A 25,970-nucleotide genomic window follows, 5' to 3' on the forward strand; every position below is an offset into this window, starting at 1 on the left:
GAGAATTTTTCGCATCAGAATTTTAGGGAGTCAGCCGTGAAAGCGCTGTATCGGTACGAGTTAACAGTAGCGATCGCGGCAGCTTTCTCCTATTTTCTCTTATTTAATTAGCAGATTGAAACATATAAAATTGCTTGTGGCGAACCATTAGCTGATTCTTACAGCAATAATTCGTAACTGCTGGCGCGAATCGTGTATCTCTATTGAGGAGATAGCGTTTCTAGTTAAATTATGGCAAGTTACCGCTCTGCGTTTTGGGTCAATAGTTTCTCTTTCCTAGCAGTTATTGCTTTGATTGTCTATACCAAATTTTTTGGTGCATCAGCAGGAATATTATTCGAGCCGCCACTTGCCCCACCAGATCCGAATGCGGGTTTGTTAACTCATACGTTCCAATTATTATGTGCTGTACCGCCCATTGTTTGCACTTTTAGTTTTGTACTGCTAAGAACGATTCAACCACAACAAACCCGAAATTTATTTATTTTGTATTCGGCAATCATAACCGGAGGTTTCCTCGTTAATGAAATTTTTCGGATTCACATTATTCTTTTAAGAGCAGGAATTCCCAAGTTGATAACCATCGTCGTATATGCCATAGCGACCTTGGGATACGGATTAGCTTTCAGGCGGAAAATACAATCAACACCATACATTCTGCTACTAAGTGGTATCGGTTTATTATTTAGCGCGATCGCTGTAGACTCGCTAAAGTTAAGCGGCGATGCAGTTCCCGCCTTGCTAGAGGGTGTCCCAAAGTTGTTCAGCGAAATTAATATTGCACTTTATTTTTGGTTAGTCTGCTACACAGAAATATTGCGATCGCGCAATTCTTAACCTTGCGTCACCTCAACATAAATATGCTCTAAGCGTACAGGTTGCCGCGCAATCGAATCGAGAGGAATTCCATCAAAACAGGAGATAATTTCCTTTAGTTCTAGATGTTCTGGTAGCCAAAAAGCTAAGTCATTCCCATAACGCCGAGGAGTGAAATTATATTTTTCCGCGCGAGCGATCGCTTGCTCCTCCTCCGGCGTCTCCACCACCACAACTTCTACTGCTGGCACTAATTTTCGCAGTTCTGTTAAACTTCCCTCCGCCAAAATACTACCCCCTTTGAGAATCCCGATTTTTTGACAAAGGCGTTCGGCTTCATCTAATAAATGAGTCGTGAGCAGAATTGTAATCCCCTGATTTTTCAGATTCCGAATTAACTCCCAAATTTCGTAACGCGCTTCAATATCCAATCCAGTCGTGGGTTCATCCAGAACGATCAACTTAGGCTGATGTACCAAAGCAACCGCAATGTTTAACCGCCGCTGCATTCCACCACTCAACGTTTCCACCGGACTTTTTGCTCTATCTAATAAATTAACAGCCGCTAAACTTGCTTCTACCTGTTGACGCCGCTGCTGATTTGTTAAGCCATAAATCCGAGCAAAGAAATGGAGATTTTCCTCACAACTTAGGGTTTTGTAAAGTAAATTTTCTTGCGGTGCAACCCCTATCAGATTTTTTGTTGCGTTTGAGACAGGTTGGTTGTTAATCTTAATTTCTCCACTATCCGCCCGTAATAAATTACAAATTATATTAATCGTTGTGGTTTTTCCCGCTCCATTGGGTCCCAGTAAACCGTAAATTTCTCCAGGGGGGATATGCAGCGTTAATTCCTGTAAAACAGCTCGTGTTCCGTAAGATTTATTTAGCTTCTCAATTCGTAGCACAATATTCCCTAATTGATTACAAGCTGAACGATATTCTTTAAACACGGAATGTAGCAAAAAACTCGTCAAATACGCTAAGAATAAAATTAAACTTTGCTGGCTTTTGCGTAAAGCCTAGCGTAACCCCACGTTAAAAACTATGTATACATCCCTATTTTTAAACAATCACAGTCTCCTTTCAAGACTCAACATCCGCTGGTAGGACAGCCATCCTCCTACAACCATTAAAATTGCAAACACGCATAAAAACCAAAAGTGAGATGCAATTTCTCCCAGTCCACTGCCATCAGCAGATACGCCGATTAGGGCTTCATTCATGTGATAAATTGGATTGAACCTAGCAATTTTTAGCAGTGTCTTTGAAAACAGCGAAGTCGGTAAAAAGGCACCTCCTAAAATTAATAAAGGCACCCCAAATGCTGCCACCAAAGCATTGACATCCTCTGTGCGACGAGCAAACTGCGTACCGAGAATAAACCCAACACCAACATAAGAAATAATACTCAAAAAAATAATCAGGATTCCTAGCACAATAGAACCCTGAAACTGAGCATTCCAAAAGGCAGCAATCGTGTAAACTAAAATGGCTTGACCGACACCAATGCAGCTGTGAGCTAGGAAAATTCCTAAGAAATAAGACGTTCCGCTGAGCGGTGAGATAAAAAGACGTTTGAGGGTTTGCTGTTCTCGCTCTGCAACCACAGTTGCTACACTACCACCCAAGCAACTAAAAAATAGTGCAGCACCCACCAGTGTTGAGGGAGCAGCCTTTTCAAAAGCCTCAGCCATAGACAACTTGGCATTTTCTGCCAGAATAACCCCATTAATCAGCAAAACAGAGACTGGAAAAATACACCAAAAAATCAGGCTGCGTCGCCGTCGTAATAATTCAATCAAAATTCGCTGGCAAACTGCCAGCGTTTCACGCCCGTATTTCATGGTGAGAAGTTACCCCAATACCAGATAAGTCAATTATTAAGGTACGCTTTTTCGCAACCTATCTCTAGACGCACAACTACTTAATATGTTCGGATCGCTGTTGCTAGGATATTAAAACACTCTCCCTTTCCCAAGCCTCTGCCCACAGTTTTTCAACAACAGACGCTAGACTTGCCGCGACTTCAAATCGATGATGAGTGTTGTAGTGGTAGGGGCTAGGTTGGCTAGCTTAGCTTGTGCCGATGCTGCTTTGACAACTTTTTTAGGTAGAGAAATAAAACTACTGTGCGATCGCTCAACGAGCTACAAGCATAAGTTGACCAGAGAGAATTACAAGCATAAAGTGACCATTTTGGACAACTTATGCTTGTAGTGACATGACAAATAATTTGTTAATGTACAACATACATGGGCGATACTGGATTTGAACCAGTGACCCCTTCCGTGTGAAGGAAGTGCGCTACCACTGTGCTAATCGCCCTTAGGTTTTTAAGTTTATCACAGGCATTCACAGCCAACAACCCTTCTAGAGAAAGGAAGCAGTTATTTGAATCAGCGATCGCGGTCAATCATGTTAAGATTGCCCCACCCATTAAGCGCTGGTAACGATAATCTAACTCAGCTTTTAATAAGGGCGATCGCTCTAAGTTGGCATCTTGTGCCATCACTTTCTCGGCGGCATCCCGCGCGATATTCAATACTTCCTGATCTTCCACCAAACTCGCCAAGGCAAAATCTGGTACCCCAGACTGGCGAGTTCCCAGCACTTGACCGGGACCGCGCAGCCGCATATCCATCTCCGCAATAAAAAAGCCGTCTTGGGATTGTTCTAATACATTGAGCCGGTAACGAGCATCTGCGGTTTTGGTGCTGCTCATTAGAAGGCAGAAAGATTGAGCAGCACCGCGACCAACGCGCCCCCGCAACTGGTGTAACTGCGATAAGCCAAAGCGTTCGGCATTCTCAATCATCATCACCGTTGCATTCGGCACATCCACGCCCACTTCAATCACCGTAGTGGAAACAATGATTTGAGTCTGGTTATCGCGGAATCGGGTAATTGCCTCATCTTTTTCCGCTGAAGTCATACGTCCGTGCAGCAATCCTACTTGGAACTGAGGGAAAATACTTTCTGAGAGGCGCTGATGCTCCTCAACTGCCGAACGCACATCCAATTTTTCCGATTCTTCAATCAGGGGCAAGACGATATAAGCTTGACGCCCTTGAGCAACTTCGCGGCAGATTAGATCGTAGGCATTGGTGCGTTCTTTGCCCGTGAATACGGTCGTATGAATTGCTTGCCGACCCGGTGGCATCTCATCAATCTGGCTCACATCCAAATCCCCATGAACTGTCAGCGCCAAGGTGCGGGGAATTGGCGTGGCGGTCATGGTTAATACATGGGGTTGTTCGCCTTTTTGCTGCAACAACGCCCGTTGTTCGACTCCAAAGCGGTGCTGTTCGTCAATCACTACTAACCCCAGCTTATGAAAATTGACTTTCTCTTGAATCAGAGCATGAGTCCCTACTAATAGAGGCAGTTCGCCGGTTTCTAGATGGGCATGAATTTGGCGGCGTTTGCCAGTTTTGGTGGAACCTGTCAGCAGTTCTACGGGCAAGTACAGAAGATTAAACCAACTGACTAACTTGCGATAGTGCTGTTCTGCCAAAACTTCAGTGGGAGCCATCAGCGCCGCTTGGTAGCCGGATTGAATCGCGGCGAGGATAGCAATGACTGCTACGACCGTTTTACCAGAACCGACATCGCCTTGTACCAACCGATTCATCGGAGTGGATGATTGCAAATCGTTGAGGATGTCGTTGAGTACCCGCTGTTGGGCACCCGTTAATCGAAAGGGCAAAACTTGGTGGAATTGTTCAATCAGCTTCCCTCTGGCAGCCAAGATAGCGCTGGACTGCTTTTGGCGTTGGGCTTGGCGACGGAGGAGGAAACCCAACTGAAGGTAGAAAAACTCATCGAAGACTAAACGGCGACGGGCGGCTTCCTTGGCGGCGCTGTCGGCGGGAAAATGGATGTTTGCGATCGCATCCGACAACTTCATCAATCCATACCCATCCCGTAAAACCGTGGGTAAAGGATCTTTGAGCTGGGCGGCGGCGGGGAGAGCAGCAATGACCGCCTGTCTCACCATATCTGCCGCTACGCCCTCTGTTAGGGGATACACCGGCACGACTCGACCAATGGTGTGGGAGTCAATCGGGTCTCCAGGGTTTGCCAAAACTTCCAGTTGTGGATCGTCCAAAGTCAGACCATATTGACTTTTTTTCACCAAGCCAGAAGCCGCCACGACTGCGCCTTGGGGATATCGATTTTTTATCCCTTCTTGCCAGCCGCGATTGCTGTAGCGAGAACCGGCAAAAAAGCGGCTGAGGCTGATTTGACCCGTGCGATCTTTCAGCACCACCTGCATTATGGTTAATTTCTTGTTTTTTGGGCTACTAAAACAAGTACAGCGCTTCACCGTTCCTATCAGTGTCACCGTTTCACCCGATTCCAGCTCAGAGATATTCACCTGACGCGCATAGTCAATGTGGTCGCGGGGGTAATAAAAGAGGATATCCCGCACCGTATGCAGATCCAGCTTGGCTAAATACCCGCCTTTTCTAACTCCCACATCTGGCAAACTGGTCAGCGGTTGGTCAAGAGAAATCGCTGTGTTGGACTGGACGAGGGGCGTGGTGCGCGGGGCTTGAGTATCGGGGGATGGGGGCGATTTAATTGTCTCTACTTGCTGCTGATTGTCTTCATTTCGCTGATGCGATCGCGATCGCGCTTGCCTCTCCATGACTTGTTGCATCTGATGGAGAAATCGGCGCGTTTCCAAGACCAAGTGTTGTCGCTGGGAGAGGGTGAGGTTCGGGTAACGGGCAAACTGAGACGCCATCTCTTGCCACCGATGTCGCTCTATCAGCGGCAAAAAAGATGGGGTTTTTCCGAACTCCAGACTTAAGAATTCACTGAAACGATATTGTTTCCCCATTAAGTCTGTAAAGCCCCGTTCTGCCTCGACTGAAAGGGCTTTCTGCAATCGCAGCCAATCCGGTGATTCTATTTGCATCTTCTCTCCCCTTTTTTGTTAATTGCTAGTAGCGAATGGCTGATTACCCGCCAATAGCCGTCCTCACCCGGATATTGTCAATCCTCACGACGATTCCCATTATTCTTCAAACCAACAGGCACGCCAAGCCGCTTCTGCCGCAGCCACAGTGCGCTCTCGTTGCTTCTTCTGAAATTCTCGGCGCAGGGTGCTAAGCCGTGCGCTGAGGGTCCGAATCTGGTTGCGTCCTGCCATTACCGTTGAATCAGCAAATTCAATCTCAGATAACCGCAGATGGATGGCGATAATCGGTATTAAAGGAGAGTTTTGTAAAGTCGGGAGATTTGACATTTCTACCGGCTCATTTTCTATTTGAACCACAAATTTTAAAAGATTGGGGCGTCCCACCACAGGCTCACCAGATGTCTCCGCTCTAACAGCAGCTTCCAGAACAGCTTCCGGAAAGTTTTTCGGTAATATCCCCACTTCCTGTAGTAGACGATTGCTTTGGCAAGAAAGAGCGAGCAAGGTTTCGCTCATGGCGTTTTCCACCGCTTCCTGCCATCGAGCCAAATCCTCTGGGTTGTTTGTCGGGACGTTAGAAAAGGTAAAGCGACTGATTAAGCGATCGCGATCGCTATTGAGACTTGGGGTGTCGAGAGTGTCTTGTGGTGCTAGCATCTCGATGGCTAAGTCATCAGTCGGGGTGGGGAAATCCTCTTCTTGAGAGGGTTCTTGGGATAGTTCCCCGCGCGATGTTTCAGCGGGACGGCTTCTTTCAAGGTTTCGCAGTTGGGGTTGAGCAAGCCTTGCCTCTTGCTGAAGGTTCTGTTGCAATTGTTGTCGTTCTCTAAGAGACAGGCTGAGAAACGCTTCCGGATAGACTTGGGTGCAAAGATAATAACTCGCCACGATCAACTGCTGCCGCATGGCTTGTCCTAAGGCAGTCAGATAATCGTTGTAGGTATCGTGGAATTCTATAGCGATCGCTTTGATTGCTTCTTCCAGCGCTGCCATATCCCGCTCAATTTCCTCTACTCTTCTCGCCATTGCTGCTTACATCTGTCAATCGGGACGGTACGGGCGTACAGATGTACTTCCCTACTTTAGAATACCGATTCCTCGTCATTCGGTCATTCGGTTATTCGTCTATCGGTCAGGAGCAACAGACGAATCCCTATTGACTAACGACTCATAATAACGCGATGTAGAACTAACTTTGAGATCGACCCTAAACCACTTCCCTGGTATCAAAGAGCCTCTAATCGCCCCTCTCCTTGCCGCCGATACCCTACTCCCCTATAACCTTTGAAATGCCTACCTAAAGAGCTTTAAAGCGATCGCCTTTGTGATAATTTATTCGTGAAACGGTATCCGATAGATAGGCAGTAGTGTCAGGGCGTGGCAAAAAAGCTACCGATTCTCCATTTCCCTCCCTGTCGGTTCGCTGAAATTCACCGATTTAGCCGCCTCTATTCTGATAACGCTGCTTCTCCAATCAACGGCAGCGTCACCGTAAAACTCGTGCCGACTCCGACTTCACTCATCATTGAAATCTCGCCCCCATGTGCCTCCACACACTTTTTGACCATCGCTAATCCCAACCCAGTGCCAGGAATTGTGCCGACGTTTCTAGCACGATTGAAAGGATGAAACAGCCGAGGTTGATCTTCTTTGGGAATACCAATTCCTTGATCTTGAATCTGAAAGATGACTGTTTTCTCGTGGCTTCTTAGTTCAAAACGCACTGTGCCGCCTTCCGGTGAATACTTAATCGCGTTAGCGAGTAAATTATCTAAAATATGCCGCAGTAGGGTTTCATCCCATAACGCCTCTCCCAAGTCCTCTTGACAAGTGAAAATAAGTTGATATTTGTCAAGTGTAAAGAGTTGCAACTCTTCGACCAATTTGTGACAGAATGATTTCAAATCAAGGGGAATCAGTTGGCACTGAAGTTGCCCTGAATCAGCTTTCCCGATAAACGTAATTTCATCTAATAGCTGAGCCAGATTTTTAATTGCTGAACGAATCAGTTTGAGATGAGTATGTTTTTTCTCATCGCTCAGTTTTTGATCGTAGTCTTGGAGCAATCCAGCAGAAAGGAGAATCCTATTCAGAGGATTGCGGAAATCGTGAGAAAGCATAGAAACAAATTCAGATTTAGACTGATTGATTTCTTTGGCTTTCACTAGCTCAGCCGTTCGTTCCTGAACTCGGATTTCTAACGCCTCATTAACTGTTCGTAATGTTTCCGAAACCTGCTTTCGCTCAATTGCATAGCACAAAGAGCGCACTAGCACCTCTACATTAACTTGGCGCTTAACCAGATAATCTTGTGCCCCCTGTCGGACTGCTTCTATCGCTAATTCATCGTCATTCGTATTTGTCAGCACAACAATCGGTAAGCCAGAAGCGTGGCTGTTTAGGGGAGCTAGAGAACACAAACCTTCACTGTCAGGTAGGGTCAGATCCAACAAAATTACATCAAAGCAATCTTCATTGAGTCGATTGAGCGCTTCCCTCAATCGTTTGACATGCACCAGACTAAACTGTTTGAACTTGGCTTGTTTCAGAAGCTCTTGCAGGAATCTGGCTTCTGCCAAGTTATCCTCAATCAACAAGATTTTTATTGAGCTTCCAGGCATAATTTTCTGGGATCTCCCCTCCCCTCCTGTTCCCGCTCGGCAACTGCTTGCATTTTAACAAGATACGAAAATTTCTTGTCATCATTCCGATGGCAGGGTAACAGTTTCCAGCCAAAACTCTTCAATTCCTTTAACAATTTTAAAGAGCTGGCTGAGGTTGCGGGATTTGGTGATGTAGCAATTTACGTGCAAGTCATAGCTGTGGAAAATATCATCTTCATTTTTAGAAGTTGTCAGCACTACTACTGGGATGCGTTTCAGCTTGGGGTCGGCTTTAATTTCCGCCAAGACTTCTCGACCATCCTTCTTCGGCAAGTTCAAATCCAGCAGAATCAGGTCAGGGCGAGGTGCATCAGCATACTCGCCCTCTTGGCGCAAGAAAGCCATCGCATCCACACCATCTCTGACTGTCACGACTTGGTGTGGAAGCGAGCTATTTTTTAAGGCTTCTTGGATTAAGCGGATATCGGCTTTATTGTCCTCGACTAAAAAGATTGTTTTGTGGTTTTCTTCCGTTTCTACGCTCACGATCGCGTCCCCCTACTGGAATCGTAAAGTAGAATGTTGCACCCTGACCTAATTGGGACTCGACCCAGATGCGCCCTCGGTGACACTCAACAATCTTTTTGCAAATTGCTAAACCCATTCCTGTACCTTGATACTCATCCCGCGTATGCAGACGCTGAAAGATAACAAAAATGCGATCGCTAAACTGCGGATCGATGCCAATCCCGTTATCCCGTACTGAGAATAGCCACGCATCCTCTAGTCGAGAAGCTCCTACATGGATTTCTGGCGGTTGCTCGCTGCGGAACTTGATAGCATTGCCAATCAGGTTCTGGAACAGTTGCATCAACTGGGTGCTATCTGCCATAACCGTCGGCAAGGGATCGTGAGCGATCGCAGCTCCCGTTTCCGAGATGCGTCCTCGCAAATTAGCCAAGGCACGGTCTAAAGCCGTGTCCACCCCTGTCATTTCAAACTCGATAGCCTGCATATCCACCTTAGAGTATGCCAGCACGTCATCAATTAGCGTCTGCATTAAGCTGACTCCCTCAACAGTGAAGCCAATGAATTCCTTCGCGTCTTCGTCGAGTTGCTCTAGATAGCGCATCTCCAAAAGTTGTACGTAGTTCGCTACCTGATTGAGTGGCTCTTGCAAGTCATGGGAGGCGACGTAAGCAAACTTTTTCAGCTCAGCATTGGAACGTTCTAAATCTTGAGCTAATTGGGCAAGTTCATCAGCTTGGCGCAGCACAATGTTAATAATTGCCTTTCTGAGTTCAAGTGCAGCTTTAATTTCTACCTGTTTCCAGGGTAAAGACGTTAAGCGAACCGTTTCTTTCCACAGATCAAATGATTTGCGAGGACACAGACGAATATTTCCCTCTGACTGGTTTACTTCAAACGCCTTATTTGGGTCGCCACCCCAATTCACGGTTTGAATTACTTCCGGTCGAAACCACAAAACATAGTTATTCTTAGAAATCGGAATCGCTAATAAGCCACTGGCAACGTTTTTGAAACTTTCTGCATCTGGATAAATCTGAGGTAAGGAATCGCTATAGAAGACTTCTTCCTCGACGTTATTCTTTAGCCATTGGACTAAAAAGTTGAGTTCTTCTTCTGTGGGAGTCTCACCAACCATCGTGCAATCCCCACCAAAGCACACGGCGGCACCTTTAGCGTTAGCAAGCTCCAGCAGATTCGGCTGGTGTTTAACTAAACCATCAATAAAGTTTTCTTCTTGAGACATATATTCAACCAAGGCTGATTGGATATATGTCAGCTTCATGCGATAGCCGTAATCTTCAGTTTCTTCTCTGGTTGAGATTTCTGAAAAGATGACGCGCCCCAAGAATTCGCAAGCTTTTCGCAGCTCATAAGAAACATACTTGGGGGACTGATGATGGCAAGCAATCAGTCCCCAAAGTTTTTGATCTTTCATCAAAGAAATTGTCAGAGAAGCACCCACACCCATATTGTGCAAGTACTGGATATGACAAGGAGACGCGCTTCTAAGAATAGAGTTCGTTAAATCAAGCGGACGTTGATTAACTGGATTAAGAATCGGAAAAAGTTCAGCAGATTGAGAAGTGGCATCCGGGATTAACCTGATCCAATTCGAGGTAAATAACTTTCTAGCTGGTTTAGGAATATCTGATTCTGGGAAGTGGAGACCTAAGTAAGGCTCCATACTTTCTAGTTTTTCTTCAGCGAGGACAGATCCATGCCCATCGTCATCAAACTTATATAGCATCACCCTGTCAAATCCGGTGACTTTTCGCACCTCTTTCACAATGATTTGACAAAAGTCACCCAGAGTTGATGTTTTTTCTAACTGGTTGATAGAGGCTCTGGCTAGATGATAAAAGCTTAAGAAGGGGATGTTTTCTTGGGAAATCGCAGGTTCTAATTCCAAAATTAAAAATCCATCTGCATTCCGGTGGAAAATGCCATCAAAGACTAAATACTCATCGCCTTTTCTTCTAGCCCAAATCTTGATAGGGTTGATAAAATCAAGATTTTCTTCTAATAGTCCTGCTTTAATTCTGTCTACTTGGAATGGGTCGAGAACTTCTTCTAATTTCTTTTGCAGCATATTTTCGGGGGAGATTCCGAAAACTGTGGATATATTGCTGCTAACTTGTAATATTGTTAACTCAGGTTCTGCGAGAACGAAAATTATTCCGTGAGGCTGAATTTTACTAGCATTATGAATTGGTGCTTCTTTCAAGCTAGTTATATTAATCCCTGGCACTTGTAAATTGATTTCCATTACGATCCTTCCTTTTTTCTGGAACTATCAGAAGTAGATTATCTATAGGATTGAATACCCTAAAAGGATTTCCCGCACCAGCTTAATGTCCCTTTCGTAGCGCTGTATTACTGGCAAATAGTCAGCTCGATCCTGAACTCCAAGATACAATGCTTGTCTATTTAGGGGCTGAAAAATTTGTTACTTTTCTAGTGAGTTTGCACTCCTCAACGGTGTTTCGCAGTGTCCCCTTAATCTGCTCGCGCTCAAAAGTCTAGCACAAGGATCGAGGCAACACTCATAAGGAGGATGTTAAGAATTCCACCAAAACAAAAAGTTTTTCTGCTTTTAGTGTTTCTGTCTTTATAAAGGGTTTTTAAGGTGTTAATTTGTTGAGATATATAAAATGGGGATGTCCTGCCTACAAGCGCTGAAAATCTCTTGAAAATAAAGATAAAAAAAGACAGGTTTCCATCATGGAAACCTGTCTTTCCTAGCGATTCAGCCAGAAAACTTACTGATTAATTGCCGCCCATTTGAGCTGCAACTTCCTCAGCAAAATTGCTTTCTTTCTTTTCCAGTCCTTCACCGAGAATAAATCGGACGAAGCGACGGACTTGGATGTTTTCACCTAGCGTCGCAATATTTTGCTTGATCAACTCTTCCACCGTGATACTTTGGTCACGAATGTAGGGCTGATCGACCAAGCTCAACTCTTGCAGGCGTTTGTCAATTCGACCCTGAACAATCTTTTCTTTGATGTTCTGCGGCTTGTTGCCTAGGTCATCCCGCCCCATTTCGATTTCTTTTTCCTTCTCAACGATTTGAGCGGGAATGTCGCCAACCTTCACGTATTCAACGTTGGGGCAAGCTGCAATCTGCATGGCTATGTTCCGCACCAGAGTTTGGAAGGCTTCGTTGCGGGCGACAAAGTCTGTCTCGCAGTTCACTTCCACCAGGACGCCGACTCGACCTCCGGTATGGATGTAGCTGCCGACCAGTCCTTCTGAGGCTTGGCGATCGCCTTTTTTCCCAGCGCTAACCATTCCCTTTTGACGCAGCCACTCAATGGCTTTGTCCATATCGCCATCGGTTTCTTTTAGCGCTTTTTTGCAGTCCATCATGCCGACACCAGTTTTTTGGCGCAGCTCGTTCACGAGTTTTGCAGATATTTCCGCCATTTCCTCAGTTCCTAACTAAGAATTGATGTTTCTAACGCTGAATTATCCCTCGGTTTCTTCTTCCTCTTCATCAGGAACCGAGTCGATTTCCTCGTATTCGATATCGTCTTCAGCGCCTTCGTAATCTTCGTAATCCTCTTCTGCTTCTGCGTCTAGCTGACCGTGACGACCTTCATAGATAGCGTCTGCCAACTTACCCACTATTAGCTTAATGGAGCGGATGGCATCGTCATTGGCTGGAACGGGAATATCCACTACATCCGGGTCGCAGTTTGTATCCAGCAGCGCGACGATAGGAATCCCCAGTTTTTGGCATTCTTGAACTGCATTGTATTCCCGACGCTGATCCACGATCACCACGATGTCGGGAACTTTCCGCATCTGCTTAATACCGCCGAGGTATTTCTGCAATTTGGTCATTTCCCGGCGCAGCATCGAAGCTTCTTTCTTGGGCAGTAAGTCGAGGACTCCGGTTTCTTCCCGGCGTTCCAAATCTTTTAGGCGCTCTACCCGTGTTTTAATGGTCGTCCAATTGGTGAGCATTCCCCCCAACCAACGTTGGTTGATGTAGTAAGAACCACAACGAGCGGCTTCTTGAGCCACAATTCCTGCGGCTTGACGCTTGGTACCGATGAAGAGAACCTTCTTGCCCTGTTCTGCGGCGGTTCGCATATAGGTGTAGGCATCTTCCATCAGCTGGGCAGTCTGAACCAAGTCGATGATGTGGACGCCATTGCGGGACGTATAGATGTATGGAGCCATTTTTGGGTTCCACCGGCGGGTCTGGTGCCCAAAGTGAACACCCGACTCCATCATCTGAGCCAAAGAAACAACTGACATATTTATTTTCCTTTCGGGTTAATCCTCCATCCAGGCGTATTTCCAGCGGAAACACCCGAAACCCTGAATGTGCGGAATGTACGAATTTAGACAACTCTTCCAGTTTATCAGAGTTATAAAAGCTTTGATAGGAAAATTTGCAGGAAAAACATTGAAAAATAGGCTAGCACAGTTGCGGTAGCCGATTTCTAGATATTTGGCAAGGAAAATATTAAAAGATTAGCGATCGCGCAAAATAAATCGCTCACTCGCATACTTGGCAGTACAAGCTGTAAATTATGCTTTTTGCCTAGCTTCAGCGTAGGCTGCATAAACACCTTGAACGTTGTACCAATTAAGGAAAATTCGAGCAATTTCTAAGGCTAATTGAGGTTTACCTTGATTAATCAGCCATTGCAAAAAGGGTGCCATTGTGCGCTCGTTGAGTCTGCCACCGAGGGAAAGAAGACCCCAGAGGATGCGGTGAAGGAGGGTCATTTGGATCATCATTTTGACATCCCAGGTAGGGTGCTTTTGGTAGAATAAAACGCCCATGCGTCCCCGTTGGATTTCTCGATCGATCATGGGGGGAATTTGTTCTAAGGCAAAAGGGGGATGCCAGTGATAGCCAACGGCGGCTGGACATTTAATCAGTTTTAAACCCAGTTGTTTGAGCCTGATGCCGAGTTCTAAATCTTCCCAGCCGTAAAGTTGAAAGCGGGTGTCAAATAATCCAGCTTTTTCGAGCCATTTACGAGCGATCGCTACATTCCCCGTGGCAAAGTAAGCAGCGGAAAAATCCGTGATTTTGTAGGGTTCCGAGGTGGGATTCTCGAAGTTATTGGTATTGATCACCCAACCGTAAGTAAAGAGGCGATCGCTTCCGAGATTCTTTTCTCCCTCAACTAAGGCGTCGGCGTGTGCTTGGAGAAAATGCTCGGTAACAACTAAATCGCTATCAATAAAGATAATCGTGTCACCCTGAGCCTGTTCTACTCCCAGATTACGGGCGGCGGCTGGCCCTTGATGGTCTTGCAAGAGCGATCGCACGTGAGGAAATTCAGCGGCGTGTTGGGATAACCACTCCAACGTGCCATCCGTCGAACCATCATCCACCAGCACCACTTCATAGCCGCTGACGACGCTACCAGCACTCAATAGCTGGTGTTCCATTGCTCTGAGGCATTTTTCTAGAATCGGCTTGCGGTTATAAGTTGGAATGACAACGCTAAAAAACACGATTTCCCCCGGATGACAACACTTTTAGTATCTCTCAAAGAACTGTAAGCCAATGAACAGAAAGCATTTTCATCTATCCCTTGGTGCCCCAGATGACTATGGCTGTAGATTAATCTGTGCTATTCCTGACAAGACTTGGCATAGATTAGTTGCATAATAAGAACTCGTTGTTTTGCGGAAGTGAGAGATCAATGGGTCGTGCTACCAAAGTTGTGCTGGCATATTCAGGGGGAGTCGATACCTCCGTCTGCATCCCATACCTGAAGGAGGAATGGGGAGTTGAAGAGGTAATTACCCTGGCGGCGGATTTGGGACAGGGAGACGAACTAGAGCCAGTCCGGGAAAAAGCGCTAAAATCCGGTGCTAGCGAATCGCTGGTTGCCGATGCTACAGAAAGTTTTGTCAAAGATTATGCGTTTCCAGCGATTCAAGCGAACGCTCTCTATGAAAATCGCTATCCCCTCCAGACTGCTTTGGCACGTCCGCTGATTGCCAAACTTTTAGTCGAAGCGGCTGAAAAATACGGTGCGGATGCGGTGGCGCACGGATGCACGGGGAAGGGCAATGACCAAGTTCGGTTTGATGTATCGATTGCGGCGCTGAACCCAGATTTGAAGGTGTTGGCACCAGCGCGGGAATGGGGGATGAGCCGAGAGGAAACCATCGCTTATGGTGAGCGTTATGGGATTCCTTCGCCCGTGAAAAAGAAATCTCCCTACAGTATCGATCGCAATTTATTTGGTCGCAGCATTGAGGCGGGGCCCCTAGAAGATCCTTGGACGGAACCGCTAGAAGAAATCTATGCGATGACCAAAGCGATCGCTGACACGCCCAATGAGCCAGAATACGTTGAAATTGGCTTTGAAAAAGGCATCCCGATCTCCCTCAACGGTGAAGCTTTGCCACCTGTGGCGCTAATTACGAAACTCAACGAAATTGCAGGAAATCACGGTGTCGGGCGGATCGATATGATCGAAAACCGCCTAGTGGGGATTAAATCGCGGGAAATCTATGAAGCCCCGGCTTTAATGGTTTTAATTCATGCCCACCGCGACTTAGAAAGTCTCACCTTAACCGCAGATGTGACCCACTACAAGCGCGGTATCGAAGAAACTTATACTCAGCTAGTTTATAACGGTCTTTGGTATAGTCCGCTCAAAGCCGCCCTGGATGCCTTCATTCAACAAACACAGGAGCGGGTATCGGGAACGGTGCGAGTTAAACTTTTTAAGGGCAACTCGATGACTGTGGGGCGTAAATCTGAGAAGTCCCTTTACAGCCCAACGTTAGCAACTTATGGGGCTGAAGACCAGTTTGACCATAAAGCTGCTGAAGGATTTATCTACGTTTGGGGATTACCGACTCGCGTTTGGTCGCAAAAAGCGAGAGGTTAGTTTGAAAGTTTTGAGTTTTGAGTTTTGAGTTTTGAGTGAGAAAACACATTCTTTTCATTCAAAACTTAATTGCTCATCACTCAAAACTTTTTCTAATCTCCCTCGATCGAACGCTTGGCTTCGCGGGACTCCAGCCACAGAGGGACGGCAATCCAGGCAATCAACAGGAATAACGCGATTAGACCAAATTGTGCGACCCACACAACTAATTGTTCCAGAGGTACCAGTCGCCCTGCAAAAAAGGACAACGTGACCATTACCGATGCCCAAGCAGTCGCCCCAGCTATGTTATAAGCCATAAACTTGAGGAAGGGCATTTGGGCAATTCCAGCGAGAGGACTGGCGACAATTCGCAGCACAGCCAGGAAACGACCGAGAAACACTGTTTTTCCGGCGTTCTCGCTCACTTGTTGCTTGAGTTGTAAGAGTTTTTCTTCGCGGATGCGGAAAAATCCCCCAACTTTCACCAGCAGGGGCCAGCCGCCTTTTCTGCCAATCCAGTAACCGCAAGTACCACCGACAACTGCACCAGCGATCGCACTCCCTAGCACGAACCAGTAACTCAGTTCCTTACTTCCCGCCAAGAAACCCCCGGCGAGCGTGATTGTTTCACCAGGGATGGGAATGCCAAGATTTTCCAGCAAAATCCCCAAAAAAACTGCCCAGTAACCGTAGTGGTGGGCAATTTCTTTGATATTTTCTACAGATACAAACTCTAAAGACATTTATCTGGGTCTTTACATAGATTCATACTTCTATCATAGTGGCTCGATCCGCTCAGGGTGTCAATCAGGGCGGGAAATCTTGAGATTGTTATCGAGACGGCTACGGGCGAGGATTTTGCCCCTAGCACTCAAGGGCGATCGCACTCCTCTTCATCGGCAAATAGGCAGCCCAATATCTTTCTTGAGGAAATAAGGATTAAACAGGCGAGTTTACGTCTTTTTCGATTTGCTGCTTCGCCTTAAAAAAACATTTTCAGCAGGTATACCGACGGACAGATGCCAAATTTTAATTTTATTCTTATTAAGACTGTTAAAAAGTAATGCTCGTCAGGACTCAAACCAAAAACCAGTTGTGAGTGAATTTGCAACTGTGGCTGAGTGAGGACTTCTCTAGCTTTACCCTTGAGGAGAGGAACTCTAAGATAGAGGTATTTTGTTTCTAATATTATTTTATGTCTAAAGACTCAATAAAAGTGCTTTTAATTGAGGATGACGAGGATGACTATATTCTGACGCGCGATCTCCTTTCAGAAATTGAGCGAGAAAAGTTTGATCTCGAATGGGTAGATAGTTATGATGCTGCTTTAGAAAAGATTCAGATGCATCAACATGATGTCTATTTAGTGGACTATTGTCTTGGCGCACACAACGGCTTGGAATTGTTACAAGAAGCCATTTCAACTAATTGTAAAGCGCCGATCATCTTGCTGACCGGGCAAGGAGATCGGGAAGTAGACTTTGCAGCAATGAAAGCGGGAGCCGCCGATTACCTAGTTAAGGGGAAGATGGACGCGCCGCTATTAGAGCGGGCGATCCGCTACTCGATCGAGCGAGTCAAAACGTTAGAGGCGCTGCGGGAGAGTGAATCGCGGCTAGAGAATATTCTTGGCTCGCTCGATGACAGCGTATGGTCGGTTTCAGCCATCACTAGGGAGCCGATTTACATCAGTCCGGCGGCGGCGGAAATTTATGGTCGTCCAGTCTCGCAGTTTTTCGAGCGCCCGAACCTCTGGCTGGAGGTGATTCACCCAGAGGATCGAGAACGAATAGAAGCTATGACGCAAGCGTTACTCCAAGTCGGTGCAGCAGACGAAGAGTATCGTATTTTCCGACCGGACGGGGAAGAGCGTTGGATTCGCAATCGCGCTCATCTAGGGCGTGACGCGAATGGGAATGTCATCCGAATCGATGGTTTGGCTGCCGATATTACCAAACGCAAGCAGGCAGAAGAAGCCTTGCGGTCAGCTATGCGCGAAAACAGCCAGCTAGCGGCGGCGATCGCTAACCTGACAACTGGAGTTACAATCACCGATCCAACTTTACCTGACAATCCAATTATCTTTGTCAATCCTGCTTTTACTGCCATCACCGGCTACTCGGCGGCGGAAGTGATGGGTTCTAATTGCCGCTTTCTACAAGGGAAAGATACCGATTTCACTGTTGTGAAAGTGATGCGAGAAGCGATCGCATCAAAGCAACCGATTATGTGTGTAGTCCTGAACTACTGCAAAGATGGGACACCGTTCTGGAATGAACTCACCATCAACCCAGTTTTTGATAACGATGGGAAACTCATCAACTTCATCGGGTTGCAGAACGACATCACGGTTCGCAAGCAAACCGAAGAGGCAATTGAACGACTGCGCCACCAAAACGAACTAATTCTCAACTCAGCGGGTGAAGGAATTTATGGTTTGGATATTCATGGAAACGCCACCTTTGTTAATCCAGCTGCTGCGAGAATGCTGGGATGGGAAGTTGAAGAACTCATTGGCAAACCCTTGCATTTTATTTGCCACCATTCAAAAGCCGATGGCGCTCCTTATCCGCGAGAAGCGTGTCCAATTTATGCAGCCTTTAAGGATGGCACAGTTCAACAAATAGAAGAAGAAGTCTTTTGGCGAAAAGACGGTACGAGCTTTCCCGTTGAATACATCAGCACCCCCATTCGAGAAAATGGTCAGTTGGTGGGTGCAGTCGTTACCTTCCAAGATATTACCGAGCGCGTAGGGGCAGCTACCAAGGCCGCCCAGACCCAGGAGGCTTTGCGTGAGAGTCAAGAACGTTATGAACTCGCCGTTTCTGGTGCTAACGACGGACTTTGGGACTGGAATTTAAAAACAAACGAAATTTATTTTTCTCCCCGCTGGAAATCCATGCTGGGCTGCGAGGAGAGCGAAATTAGCAATACGCCTGATGCCTGGTTTGAGCGAGTGCATCCTGAGGATATCGAGCAGTTGAAAGGGCAGATTTCTTTACATCTGGAAGGGCTGACCCCCCATTTTGAGAACGAACATCGCATACTACACAAAGACGGAACATACCGTTGGATGCTAATCCGGGGGATGGCTGTACGAGACACAAATGGTAAAGCCTCTCGCATGGCTGGCTCTCAAACTGACATCACCGAGCGCAAGCAAGTTGAGAAACAACTCCTCCATGATGCTTTTCATGACGTGTTGACAGGCTTGCCAAACCGAGCCTTGTTTAGGGATCGGTTGGGACAGGCAATTGAACGGTCAAAACGAACCAGTGACTATTTCTTCGCCGTCCTTTTTCTAGATATTGATCGCTTCAAGGTGATTAATGACAGCTTGGGACACATGATTGGCGATCAATTGCTGGTAGCGATCGCGCAGCGGTTGAAAGCTTGCCTGCGGGGTGGAGATACAGTTGCACGGTTAGGTGGAGATGAGTTCACCATCCTGCTCGACGATGTCAAAAATATCAATAACGCCACTGACATTGCCGAGCGCATCCACTTAGAACTTATGCATCCTTTCAGCCTTAACGAGCAAGAGGTATTCACGACAGCAAGCATCGGCATTGCCATCGGGGGTGGTTCGCAAAGCGCCCCAGCAATTGGATATGACTGTCCGGAAAATCTCCTGCGCGATGCTGACACCGCAATGTATCGTGCCAAATCAATGGGGAGAGCGCGTCACGAAGTCTTTGATACCACCATGCATACCCGCGCGGTGGCACTCTTGCAACTGGAAAACGACTTGCGGCGTGCGATCGAGCGGGATGAATTTCAGCTTCACTATCAACCCATTGTGTCATTGACAACTGGCAGGCTTGACGGGTTCGAGGCGCTTGTACGCTGGCAGCATCCGGAGCGCGGTTTAATCTCTCCAGCGGAATTTATTCCCATTGCCGAAGAAACAGGTTTAATTGTTCCCATTGGGCTGTGGGTACTCTACAATGCATGTTACCAAATGTATGATTGGCAGCAATTTTATCCAGAATTACTATTAACAATCAGTGTTAATCTTTCCAGCAAACAGTTTTTACAACCAGATTTAGTCAAGCAAATCGATCAAATTTTGCGGGAGACTCGCCTGGATGCGCGAAGTTTGAAGTTAGAAATTACTGAAAGTGCAGTTATGGAAAACGCAGAATCGGCAATCAAAATGCTTTTCCAACTAAAAGCTTTAGGCGTACATCTGCATATTGATGACTTCGGCACTGGCTATTCATCCTTAAGCTATCTGCATCGGTTTCCCATCGATCAGTTAAAGATTGATCGTTCTTTTATTAGTAGAATTGGGGCGAAAGACGACAGTTTAGAAATTGTCCGTGCTATCGTGACCCTGGCTCATACTTTAGAGTTAAATGTGACAGCAGAAGGGGTGGAAACAGCCGAGCAACTCTCCCAACTGAGAGAAATGGAATGCGAATATGGGCAAGGATATTTTTTCGCTAAACCCTTAACTCAAGAGTCAGCAAAAGAATTAATTGTTACAACACAGCAGCTTACCACCGATTTTAATTATTTTGCCTCAATCTTTGCAAAACCTCAATAATCTTATGTGCGCTGAGTAGATGACTGAAATTTAGTATTGCTTAATGTTAGGTTTTGCCAAGGCGAAACCTAACTAGGAATTCTGCAAAACTATATTTTATAGTGTTGAGTTTTCCGCTTCATTTTCCTTTAGTGGCAATTCAACAATCTCAAACCAGTATTTTCCCAAAGCTTTCATCACAGAAACTAGAGATTCAAATGTGACTGGCTTAGCAATGTACGAGTTTGCGCCTAAACCGTAAGAACGATAGATGTCTTCCTCAGCCTTTGATGTAGTCAGCACGACGACTGGAATAGGTCGCAGTTCGGGATCGGCTTTAATCTCCTGGAGAGCCTCCCGCCCATCCTTTTTAGGCATATTCAGATCCAGCAGAATTAAACCTGGACGGGGCGATTTTATTAACTGAGTATACTTACCCCGATGGTAAAGATAATCCATCAGATCCTCACCATCTACAACAAAGTGTAGATCGTTAGCGAGTCGGCATTCTTCTAATGCATCCTTTGCTAGCAGCCGATCGTCTTCATCATCGTCAGCCATCAAGATGGTAATTAATTTTCCAGCTTTATTCACAGCGTTTTACTCACACCAAATTCCAGTACTTTCGCATAATTTGCAGCCGCGAAAAAAGGCTTGCTTTCTGAGATTGATCAGCAAAAATCTAAAATTTAAAATTCCAAAATCTATCACCTAGATTGCTTAACAGGTAGCGTGACAATGAATGTCGCCCCCTCCCCTAATATGCTTTTTGCTGTGATAGTACCACCATGACGCTCGACTATTTTACGGCAGATCGCTAAACCAACTCCCGTTCCTTCATACTCGTTACGACCGTGTAGGCGTTGGAAAACTGTGAAGATCCGATCCAGATACTTTTCGTCAAAACCAATGCCATTATCTTCGACCATAATTTGACACATGGGACGAGCTGATAAGTCTTGTGTCCAAAGCTGCTCGTCCTTCTCTAGTAATTGACTCCAAATCTTGACGACGGGTGCTTCTTCCTGACGCCGAAACTTCAGCGCATTGCTAATCAAATTCTGTAATAATTGCCGCATCTGCGACGGATCAGCATCAATCGTTAGCAGCTCGCCAATTTCTACTTGTGCGCCTACCTTCTGGATATGCACCTCCAAATCAGACAAGACCTCTTGTAGCACGTTGGTGATATTGACACGAGTAAAAGGCTGAGCTTTGCTTGTCACCCGCGAGAAGGCTAGAAGGTCATTAATAAGAGTTTGCATCCGTTGCGCCGCTTTTTGCATCCGCTCCAGGTAGTCCTTCCCCTCATTGGTTAGGGATTCTCCGTATTTGAGTTTGAGGCGATCGCCAAAGGCTTGAATTTTCCGCAATGGTTCCTGCAAGTCGTGGGAAGCGACGAAGGCAAAGTCTTGCAATTCCCGGTTGCTTTGTTCCAATTTGAAGGTATAAGCTTTTAATTTTTCCTCTGTTCGCTGTCGTTCGGCAATTTCAGCTTCAAGTTCTGTATTAATGATTAATAATTTTTGAGTACGTTCTTGCACCCGTTCTTCGAGCATTTCGTTGGTGCTTTTGATTTCCCAAAACTTTTGATTAAGGGTCGCAGCCATTGACTTGAAGTTGCGAACTAGAGCGTCCAGCTCTGTCACCGAACTATTAGGCCAATCGATTAATTCTTGCTCTGAAAGTTTATGAGGCAGATTTGTCGTTACTTGCGCTAGTTTTGAGAGGGGGCTAACTAAGCTGCGGCTTAGAAGGGTTGCAAAGATGAGCGCGATCGCTGAAATTAGCATCAAAATCGCTAAACTATTGGTATGAACGCGCTCTATATGGCGGACGTCTGGTGTCGCAGACAATTCTGCAATGAGAGTCCAAGGAAGTTGGCTATCAATCAGAGTCTCTTGCACAAAGAACGAATTGTTCCAACGCACCATGACAAGCCGACTGCCACTTATCGGTAGCCACTGATAAGTCATCGGCGCAATTGGACGAATTTCACCATCCTTACGACGATCAAATGTTTGCATTGCTACTCGCTCAGACAGAGTACTAGCAATTACAGATTTTCTGCGATCGACGAGAGTAATTTGCAGTCCCCGCTCGTCAACATTTGATTTTAGGAGTTCGTCAATACCGTTCAAATCGAGTTCTGCAATGACTAAACCACGGAAGCGATTATCTCTTAGCACGGGTACGCTGAGAATTACCTTTTGTCCGTTCACTACATCCGATAGAGTAGGTTGCAGAGTATTATTTATTTCCTTAAAGTAGGGTTTAACAGCAAGATTCAATCCAATAGTGGACTCTCCCGCTTCATTCTGTCGTGGTGAAGATGTAATTGCTTTACCTTCGGCATTGACTACATAAATCTCATGGAAATCTGGAAATGTCCGTCCAGCAAATTCTATACTTGACTGCAATGCATCCAATTTGGTAGGCTCATCAGCAGCAATCTGAGCAAATTCTTGAACTGCCTTTAGATGTTGCTGATGCCAAGAACGCATTTCAACAACTAAATCTATAGAAGCCGCCTTGAGTTCTGCATTAGCTGTTGTCTTGATGTTATCAATTACGCGGCGGCTGTCTAAAACCATAAGAATTAGAGTAGGAAAGAAGACAAAAGCTACTAACAAATTAAAAACAGTTTGTTGCAAAGAAAGCGTGCTAACTGCTTGAGGACGACCTAGCCATTTATGAATCGGTAAATGAGTCAGCATCAAGCTAGCAATTAAAGCATTGAAAATCCCGTTTACAGGCTGCTTTAACAAGATAATCAACGCTTGTGTAGTATCTACGTGCAAGATAATGGCATAAAATAGCCAAATGAGAGGCATCCCGATGAACAGCCAGAAAATTCCGTCTAGCAGCACGATATTCTGACGTAGACGATGAAACAATAAACTAACAAAGAATGCTTCAGCGGTAAAGGTAATTACCGTGTAGGGATGATGCCAAATAAAATAGGTACAAATGCCAGAAATGAAGCCTGCAAAAGTACCCCAACCTGTACCGTACAAAAATACTATAATCCAAACGGCAATGCTGCCAAATAGGAAATCTATATCGAAAAATAATGACCAACGGAAATAATTACCTAAATATCCGGCGACGATTAAAATACTTAGTCCAAAAGCGGCTTTGTTTCGGGCGTAAAACAGTGTTATTTTTGGGAGATAAGGACTTAAATTCATAACTACGGCTTGGTTTTCTTGATTGATGTTGAGCCAGATAAATTCTGTTAGATCCAGTCGCTTTACTCACAAACTGGACTTCTTATTACCTCCCCTTTTTTGAGTGTAGTGGTGAGTGAGGGCGGGGAGATAGGTAAGATGATATGTATCTTTGCAAAACTAAAAAGGCATAAGAAATATTAAAGATTCCTAATTATCATGGCTAAGATTTCATAAATTAATTCAGATTAATATGTTAATTATTAAGAAATGTGGTTTAGAGCGATCGCTTACCTAATCCTTACTACCATCTCCACCCGTTTCTCACCAGTTCTCTTCATTTTTGCCTACTTGCTAAGGGATCATTGCTGCAAGAAGATAAAAAAGCATTAGTTTATTAATTACTGCAATAACTCTAAAACAGCTCAGATTCTTAGCCAATTGTTACGCGGGTCGTCTGTATCTGAGCAATTATTTACAAGTCAACGATTTTTCTGAGTAAGTTCGACTCTATGCAGTCGCCTGAATTGCCTAAATGCAACAAAACGGCTACTGAGGCAAGCAGTAGCCGTCGCGTTAAAGTTTGTAAAACAGCGTAGCTTAGCGCAATCTGACTTAGATATTTTCAGGTTGGCACTAACTCGCCGGGACGCAACCGCGCCCATTTGCCGGTTTCCCGCTTAAAGCTGAGACAACCCACAACATCCCATTCCATCTCAATCATTTCCCCCTCGGTGCGGATATTGACATTGATGGTGGGTTCAGTGGCTTCAAAATCGGGGTCTTCAGTTAGATGAGGCACCTGATGCTGCATTTCTACCGCATGATAGGTGGTGCAGCGGTCTACGTATTGGCAGTTAACACAAATACACATAGGACAGCCTCCAGAGGCTTTTCTGTTAATCTAGCTCAGTCAACACGTCTATTAATTACCTATTGGGTTGATTTTTATTGCAATGTGTCTTTGAGGCGAATAAATTCACAGACACACAAACGCTTGTTCCTGTGCGTGGACTCGGAAAATTATCTAAATGGGGTAAGTATACAGATGCACTTAAACACAGACACCTCTACCCTATCGCCAAAAACTTGGCCTTTTAGCCTGGAATTGCTCCCGGAACCCGCTTATATGGTGGGGGGTGCTGTGCGAGATGCTTTGCTGGGACGCCGCCGTGAGTACCGGGATCTAGATTTTGTCTTACTGGCGGATGCGGTAAAAACAGCGCGGAAGATTGCCAGTCGCTACAAAGCGGGGTTTGTGTTGTTAGATGCCCAGAGACAGATTGCCAGAGTCGTATTTGAGCAAGCAACCGTTGATATTGCACAAGCCGAAGGGTCAAATTTAGAAATCGATTTGCAGCGGCGCGACTATACAATGAATGCGATCGCATACAATCCCTACACTGGCGAACTCATCGACCCTCTTAGTGGCTATGCAGATTTGCAACAGGGCATCATTCGGATGGTTTCCCCCAAAAATCTGCAAGATGACCCTTTACGGCTATTAAGAGCGTACCGCCAAGCCGCCCAACTAAATTTTACGATTGAGTCGGATACCCAAGCAGCAATTCGACAACTTGCACCTTTACTGGGGCAAGTATCGGCAGAACGAGTGCAAGCAGAGTTTGCCTATCTCCTTAACACTTCTGAAGGCACTCCTTGGATAATTACTGCCGTTGAGGATGGTTTACTCGCAACTTGGTTTCCCAGTGCCTCAAGTCCCCAACCTCTCCCGAACCTTCCCCTGCAAACGGAGGGAACAATCGCGAGGTTAATAACTCCACCTCTTAGCCCCCTCCCCGTTGACGGGGAGGGGGTTTGGGGGAGAGGTTCCGAAAATGTCTCTACAATCTTGCCAGCAGTTGAACGTTCAGCGGTATTGCTGGGAGAAACATGGCATGAGTTAGCAATCTTTTTATCTAGCTTGGTAAGCGATACTTTAAAAACTTCTTGGTTGGGAATTGCAAAACTGGCGACATTGTTATCAACCGTGCCAGAAGCTGCTGAAACCCAATTATTGAATTTAAAATACAGCCGCGCTGAAATTCGCGCCATTACCACTGCACTCAAATTATTGCCGCAGCTGCAACCATCTCAGATGTCTTTAGGAGAGCAGTATTTATTCTTTCGGGAGGCAGGACAGGTTTTTCCCGCCATCGTCGTTCTGGCTGTAGCCACTGGGATATCTGTCGCAGAATTGACACCCCTCATCAACCGCTATCTGACTCCTGACGATCCTGTTGCTCATCCCGCGCCCCTCGTCAGCGGCAAAGATTTGATCCAAACTTTCAATCTCCCATCTGGGCCACAAGTTGGTAAATTTCTCACCGCGATTGGAATCGCACGCGCTGAAGGTAAAATCTCTACCCCCGCAGAAGCCATAAAATTAGTTTCGCAACTACTGGAAGAGCCGTAAAACTCAGGACTTACGCAGGTACGCTATAGGTAGTGGCATAGGGGCTGATAGAGCTACATCAAAAAAAACTAATTAATTGAGCCTGAGCATGTTAGTCTCAAGTCGAGTAGAGATTG

The 25,970-nt window shown here is 45.8% G+C and carries 19 protein-coding genes and 1 tRNA gene; 5 read left to right on the forward strand and 15 right to left on the reverse strand.

From position 1 onward, the window contains the following. The first annotated feature begins 231 nt into the window (after positions 1–231). Positions 232–837 (forward strand): hypothetical protein, encoded by a 606-nt coding sequence (locus NC997_RS23395; protein ID WP_190527658.1) that lies wholly within the window; start codon positions 232–234, stop codon positions 835–837. On the opposite strand, the gene NC997_RS23400 is transcribed toward NC997_RS23395, so the two are convergent. The 5 genes from NC997_RS23400 to NC997_RS23420 all read right to left on the reverse strand — a co-directional run bounded on the left by NC997_RS23400 (position 834) and on the right by NC997_RS23420 (position 6,772). Next, positions 834–1,724, reverse strand: coding sequence for an ATP-binding cassette domain-containing protein (locus NC997_RS23400; protein ID WP_190527660.1), 891 nt, complete (start codon positions 1,722–1,724; stop codon positions 834–836). The two genes, NC997_RS23395 and NC997_RS23400, sit on opposite strands and share 4 nt — an antisense overlap. A 165-nt stretch (positions 1,725–1,889) precedes the next feature. Continuing rightward, positions 1,890–2,663, reverse strand: a complete 774-nt coding sequence (locus NC997_RS23405; RefSeq protein ID WP_190527661.1) for an ABC transporter permease — start codon at positions 2,661–2,663, stop codon at positions 1,890–1,892. 409 nt (positions 2,664–3,072) lie between these two features. Next, a tRNA-Val gene (locus NC997_RS23410) sits at positions 3,073–3,144 on the reverse strand. An 88-nt stretch (positions 3,145–3,232) separates the two neighbouring features. Beyond that, positions 3,233–5,743, reverse strand: a complete 2,511-nt coding sequence (gene recG / locus NC997_RS23415) for an ATP-dependent DNA helicase RecG (protein ID WP_190527662.1) — start codon at positions 5,741–5,743, stop codon at positions 3,233–3,235. A 99-nt stretch (positions 5,744–5,842) separates the two neighbouring features. After that, on the reverse strand, positions 5,843–6,772 hold the full coding sequence (locus NC997_RS23420) for a hypothetical protein (RefSeq protein WP_190527663.1): 930 nt from the start codon (positions 6,770–6,772) through the stop codon (positions 5,843–5,845). Between NC997_RS23420 and NC997_RS23425 the strand changes: the two genes are divergently transcribed. Beyond that, positions 6,772–6,906, forward strand: a complete 135-nt coding sequence (locus tag NC997_RS23425; RefSeq protein ID WP_277877540.1) for a hypothetical protein — start codon at positions 6,772–6,774, stop codon at positions 6,904–6,906. The two genes, NC997_RS23420 and NC997_RS23425, sit on opposite strands and share 1 nt — an antisense overlap. A 288-nt stretch (positions 6,907–7,194) precedes the next feature. On the opposite strand, the gene NC997_RS23430 is transcribed toward NC997_RS23425, so the two are convergent. From NC997_RS23430 to NC997_RS23455, 6 genes are all read right to left on the reverse strand, one after another. Beyond that, positions 7,195–8,367: a hybrid sensor histidine kinase/response regulator gene (locus NC997_RS23430; RefSeq protein WP_190527664.1), complete on the reverse strand. Its 1,173-nt coding sequence runs from the start codon at positions 8,365–8,367 to the stop codon at positions 7,195–7,197. A gap of 81 nt (positions 8,368–8,448) precedes the next feature. Next, positions 8,449–8,895: a response regulator gene (locus NC997_RS23435; protein ID WP_190412061.1), complete on the reverse strand. Its 447-nt coding sequence runs from the start codon at positions 8,893–8,895 to the stop codon at positions 8,449–8,451. Then, positions 8,840–11,146, reverse strand: a complete 2,307-nt coding sequence (locus NC997_RS23440; protein WP_190527666.1) for an ATP-binding protein — start codon at positions 11,144–11,146, stop codon at positions 8,840–8,842. The genes NC997_RS23435 and NC997_RS23440 overlap by 56 nt, the downstream gene beginning before the upstream one ends. Positions 11,147–11,646: 500 nt before the next feature. Next, positions 11,647–12,306, reverse strand: coding sequence for a translation elongation factor Ts (gene tsf, locus NC997_RS23445; protein ID WP_190412059.1), 660 nt, complete (start codon positions 12,304–12,306; stop codon positions 11,647–11,649). 42 nt (positions 12,307–12,348) lie between these two features. Further along, positions 12,349–13,146 carry a 30S ribosomal protein S2 gene (rpsB, locus tag NC997_RS23450; RefSeq protein WP_190412058.1) on the reverse strand — a complete coding sequence of 266 codons (798 nt, stop codon included), beginning with the start codon at positions 13,144–13,146 and terminating at the stop codon, positions 12,349–12,351. Between the two features lie 276 nt (positions 13,147–13,422). Continuing rightward, complete coding sequence (locus tag NC997_RS23455) at positions 13,423–14,364, reverse strand: glycosyltransferase (protein ID WP_190527667.1); 942 nt, start codon at positions 14,362–14,364, stop codon at positions 13,423–13,425. Between the two features lie 191 nt (positions 14,365–14,555). On the opposite strand from NC997_RS23455, the gene NC997_RS23460 reads away from it, so the two are divergent. Then, entirely contained in the window at positions 14,556–15,758 is a 1,203-nt protein-coding gene (locus tag NC997_RS23460; protein ID WP_190412056.1) for an argininosuccinate synthase, read from the forward strand. 92 nt (positions 15,759–15,850) lie between these two features. On the opposite strand, the gene NC997_RS23465 is transcribed toward NC997_RS23460, so the two are convergent. Next, positions 15,851–16,483 (reverse strand): DedA family protein, encoded by a 633-nt coding sequence (locus NC997_RS23465; protein WP_190412055.1) that lies wholly within the window; start codon positions 16,481–16,483, stop codon positions 15,851–15,853. Between the two features lie 452 nt (positions 16,484–16,935). On the opposite strand from NC997_RS23465, the gene NC997_RS23470 reads away from it, so the two are divergent. Then, the gene (locus tag NC997_RS23470) at positions 16,936–20,289 is read left to right on the forward strand and encodes an EAL domain-containing protein (RefSeq protein ID WP_190527668.1); all 3,354 of its coding nucleotides are present in this window, start codon (positions 16,936–16,938) and stop codon (positions 20,287–20,289) included. A 96-nt stretch (positions 20,290–20,385) separates the two neighbouring features. Here the strand turns inward: NC997_RS23470 and NC997_RS23475 are convergent, their stop codons facing one another. The 3 genes from NC997_RS23475 to NC997_RS23485 all read right to left on the reverse strand — a co-directional run bounded on the left by NC997_RS23475 (position 20,386) and on the right by NC997_RS23485 (position 24,312). Continuing rightward, entirely contained in the window at positions 20,386–20,829 is a 444-nt protein-coding gene (locus tag NC997_RS23475) for a response regulator (RefSeq protein ID WP_190412119.1), read from the reverse strand. 146 nt (positions 20,830–20,975) lie between these two features. After that, positions 20,976–23,459: an ATP-binding protein gene (locus NC997_RS23480; protein ID WP_242031378.1), complete on the reverse strand. Its 2,484-nt coding sequence runs from the start codon at positions 23,457–23,459 to the stop codon at positions 20,976–20,978. A gap of 604 nt (positions 23,460–24,063) precedes the next feature. Next, a complete protein-coding gene (locus NC997_RS23485) occupies positions 24,064–24,312 on the reverse strand; it encodes a Ycf34 family protein (RefSeq protein ID WP_190438801.1) in 249 nt (82 codons plus the stop codon). A 174-nt stretch (positions 24,313–24,486) separates the two neighbouring features. Between NC997_RS23485 and NC997_RS23490 the strand changes: the two genes are divergently transcribed. Further along, positions 24,487–25,854 (forward strand): CCA tRNA nucleotidyltransferase, encoded by a 1,368-nt coding sequence (locus NC997_RS23490; protein ID WP_190527669.1) that lies wholly within the window; start codon positions 24,487–24,489, stop codon positions 25,852–25,854. Positions 25,855–25,970 lie beyond the last annotated feature (116 nt).

It is taken from the genome of Trichocoleus sp. DQ-A2, assembly GCF_039961915.1.
In the GTDB taxonomy this organism is placed as follows: domain Bacteria; phylum Cyanobacteriota; class Cyanobacteriia; order Cyanobacteriales; family FACHB-T130; genus FACHB-T130.

Excerpts from the sequence above, each read along its gene's own strand:
- NC997_RS23395 (WP_190527658.1), top strand. The coding sequence starts at position 232 with ATGGCAAGTTACCGCTCTGCGTTTTGGGTCAATAGTTTCTCTTTCCTA.
- NC997_RS23405 (WP_190527661.1), bottom strand. The coding sequence starts at position 2,663 with ATGAAATACGGGCGTGAAACGCTGGCAGTTTGCCAGCGAATTTTGATT.
- recG (WP_190527662.1), bottom strand. The coding sequence starts at position 5,743 with ATGCAAATAGAATCACCGGATTGGCTGCGATTGCAGAAAGCCCTTTCA.
- NC997_RS23420 (WP_190527663.1), bottom strand. The coding sequence starts at position 6,772 with ATGGCGAGAAGAGTAGAGGAAATTGAGCGGGATATGGCAGCGCTGGAA.
- NC997_RS23430 (WP_190527664.1), bottom strand. The coding sequence starts at position 8,367 with ATGCCTGGAAGCTCAATAAAAATCTTGTTGATTGAGGATAACTTGGCA.
- NC997_RS23440 (WP_190527666.1), bottom strand. The coding sequence starts at position 11,146 with ATGGAAATCAATTTACAAGTGCCAGGGATTAATATAACTAGCTTGAAA.
- tsf (WP_190412059.1), bottom strand. The coding sequence starts at position 12,306 with ATGGCGGAAATATCTGCAAAACTCGTGAACGAGCTGCGCCAAAAAACT.
- rpsB (WP_190412058.1), bottom strand. The coding sequence starts at position 13,146 with ATGTCAGTTGTTTCTTTGGCTCAGATGATGGAGTCGGGTGTTCACTTT.
- NC997_RS23460 (WP_190412056.1), top strand. The coding sequence starts at position 14,556 with ATGGGTCGTGCTACCAAAGTTGTGCTGGCATATTCAGGGGGAGTCGAT.
- NC997_RS23465 (WP_190412055.1), bottom strand. The coding sequence starts at position 16,483 with ATGTCTTTAGAGTTTGTATCTGTAGAAAATATCAAAGAAATTGCCCAC.
- NC997_RS23470 (WP_190527668.1), top strand. The coding sequence starts at position 16,936 with ATGTCTAAAGACTCAATAAAAGTGCTTTTAATTGAGGATGACGAGGAT.
- NC997_RS23475 (WP_190412119.1), bottom strand. The coding sequence starts at position 20,829 with ATGGCTGACGATGATGAAGACGATCGGCTGCTAGCAAAGGATGCATTA.
- NC997_RS23480 (WP_242031378.1), bottom strand. The coding sequence starts at position 23,459 with ATGAATTTAAGTCCTTATCTCCCAAAAATAACACTGTTTTACGCCCGA.
- NC997_RS23485 (WP_190438801.1), bottom strand. The coding sequence starts at position 24,312 with ATGTGTATTTGTGTTAACTGCCAATACGTAGACCGCTGCACCACCTAT.
- NC997_RS23490 (WP_190527669.1), top strand. The coding sequence starts at position 24,487 with ATGCACTTAAACACAGACACCTCTACCCTATCGCCAAAAACTTGGCCT.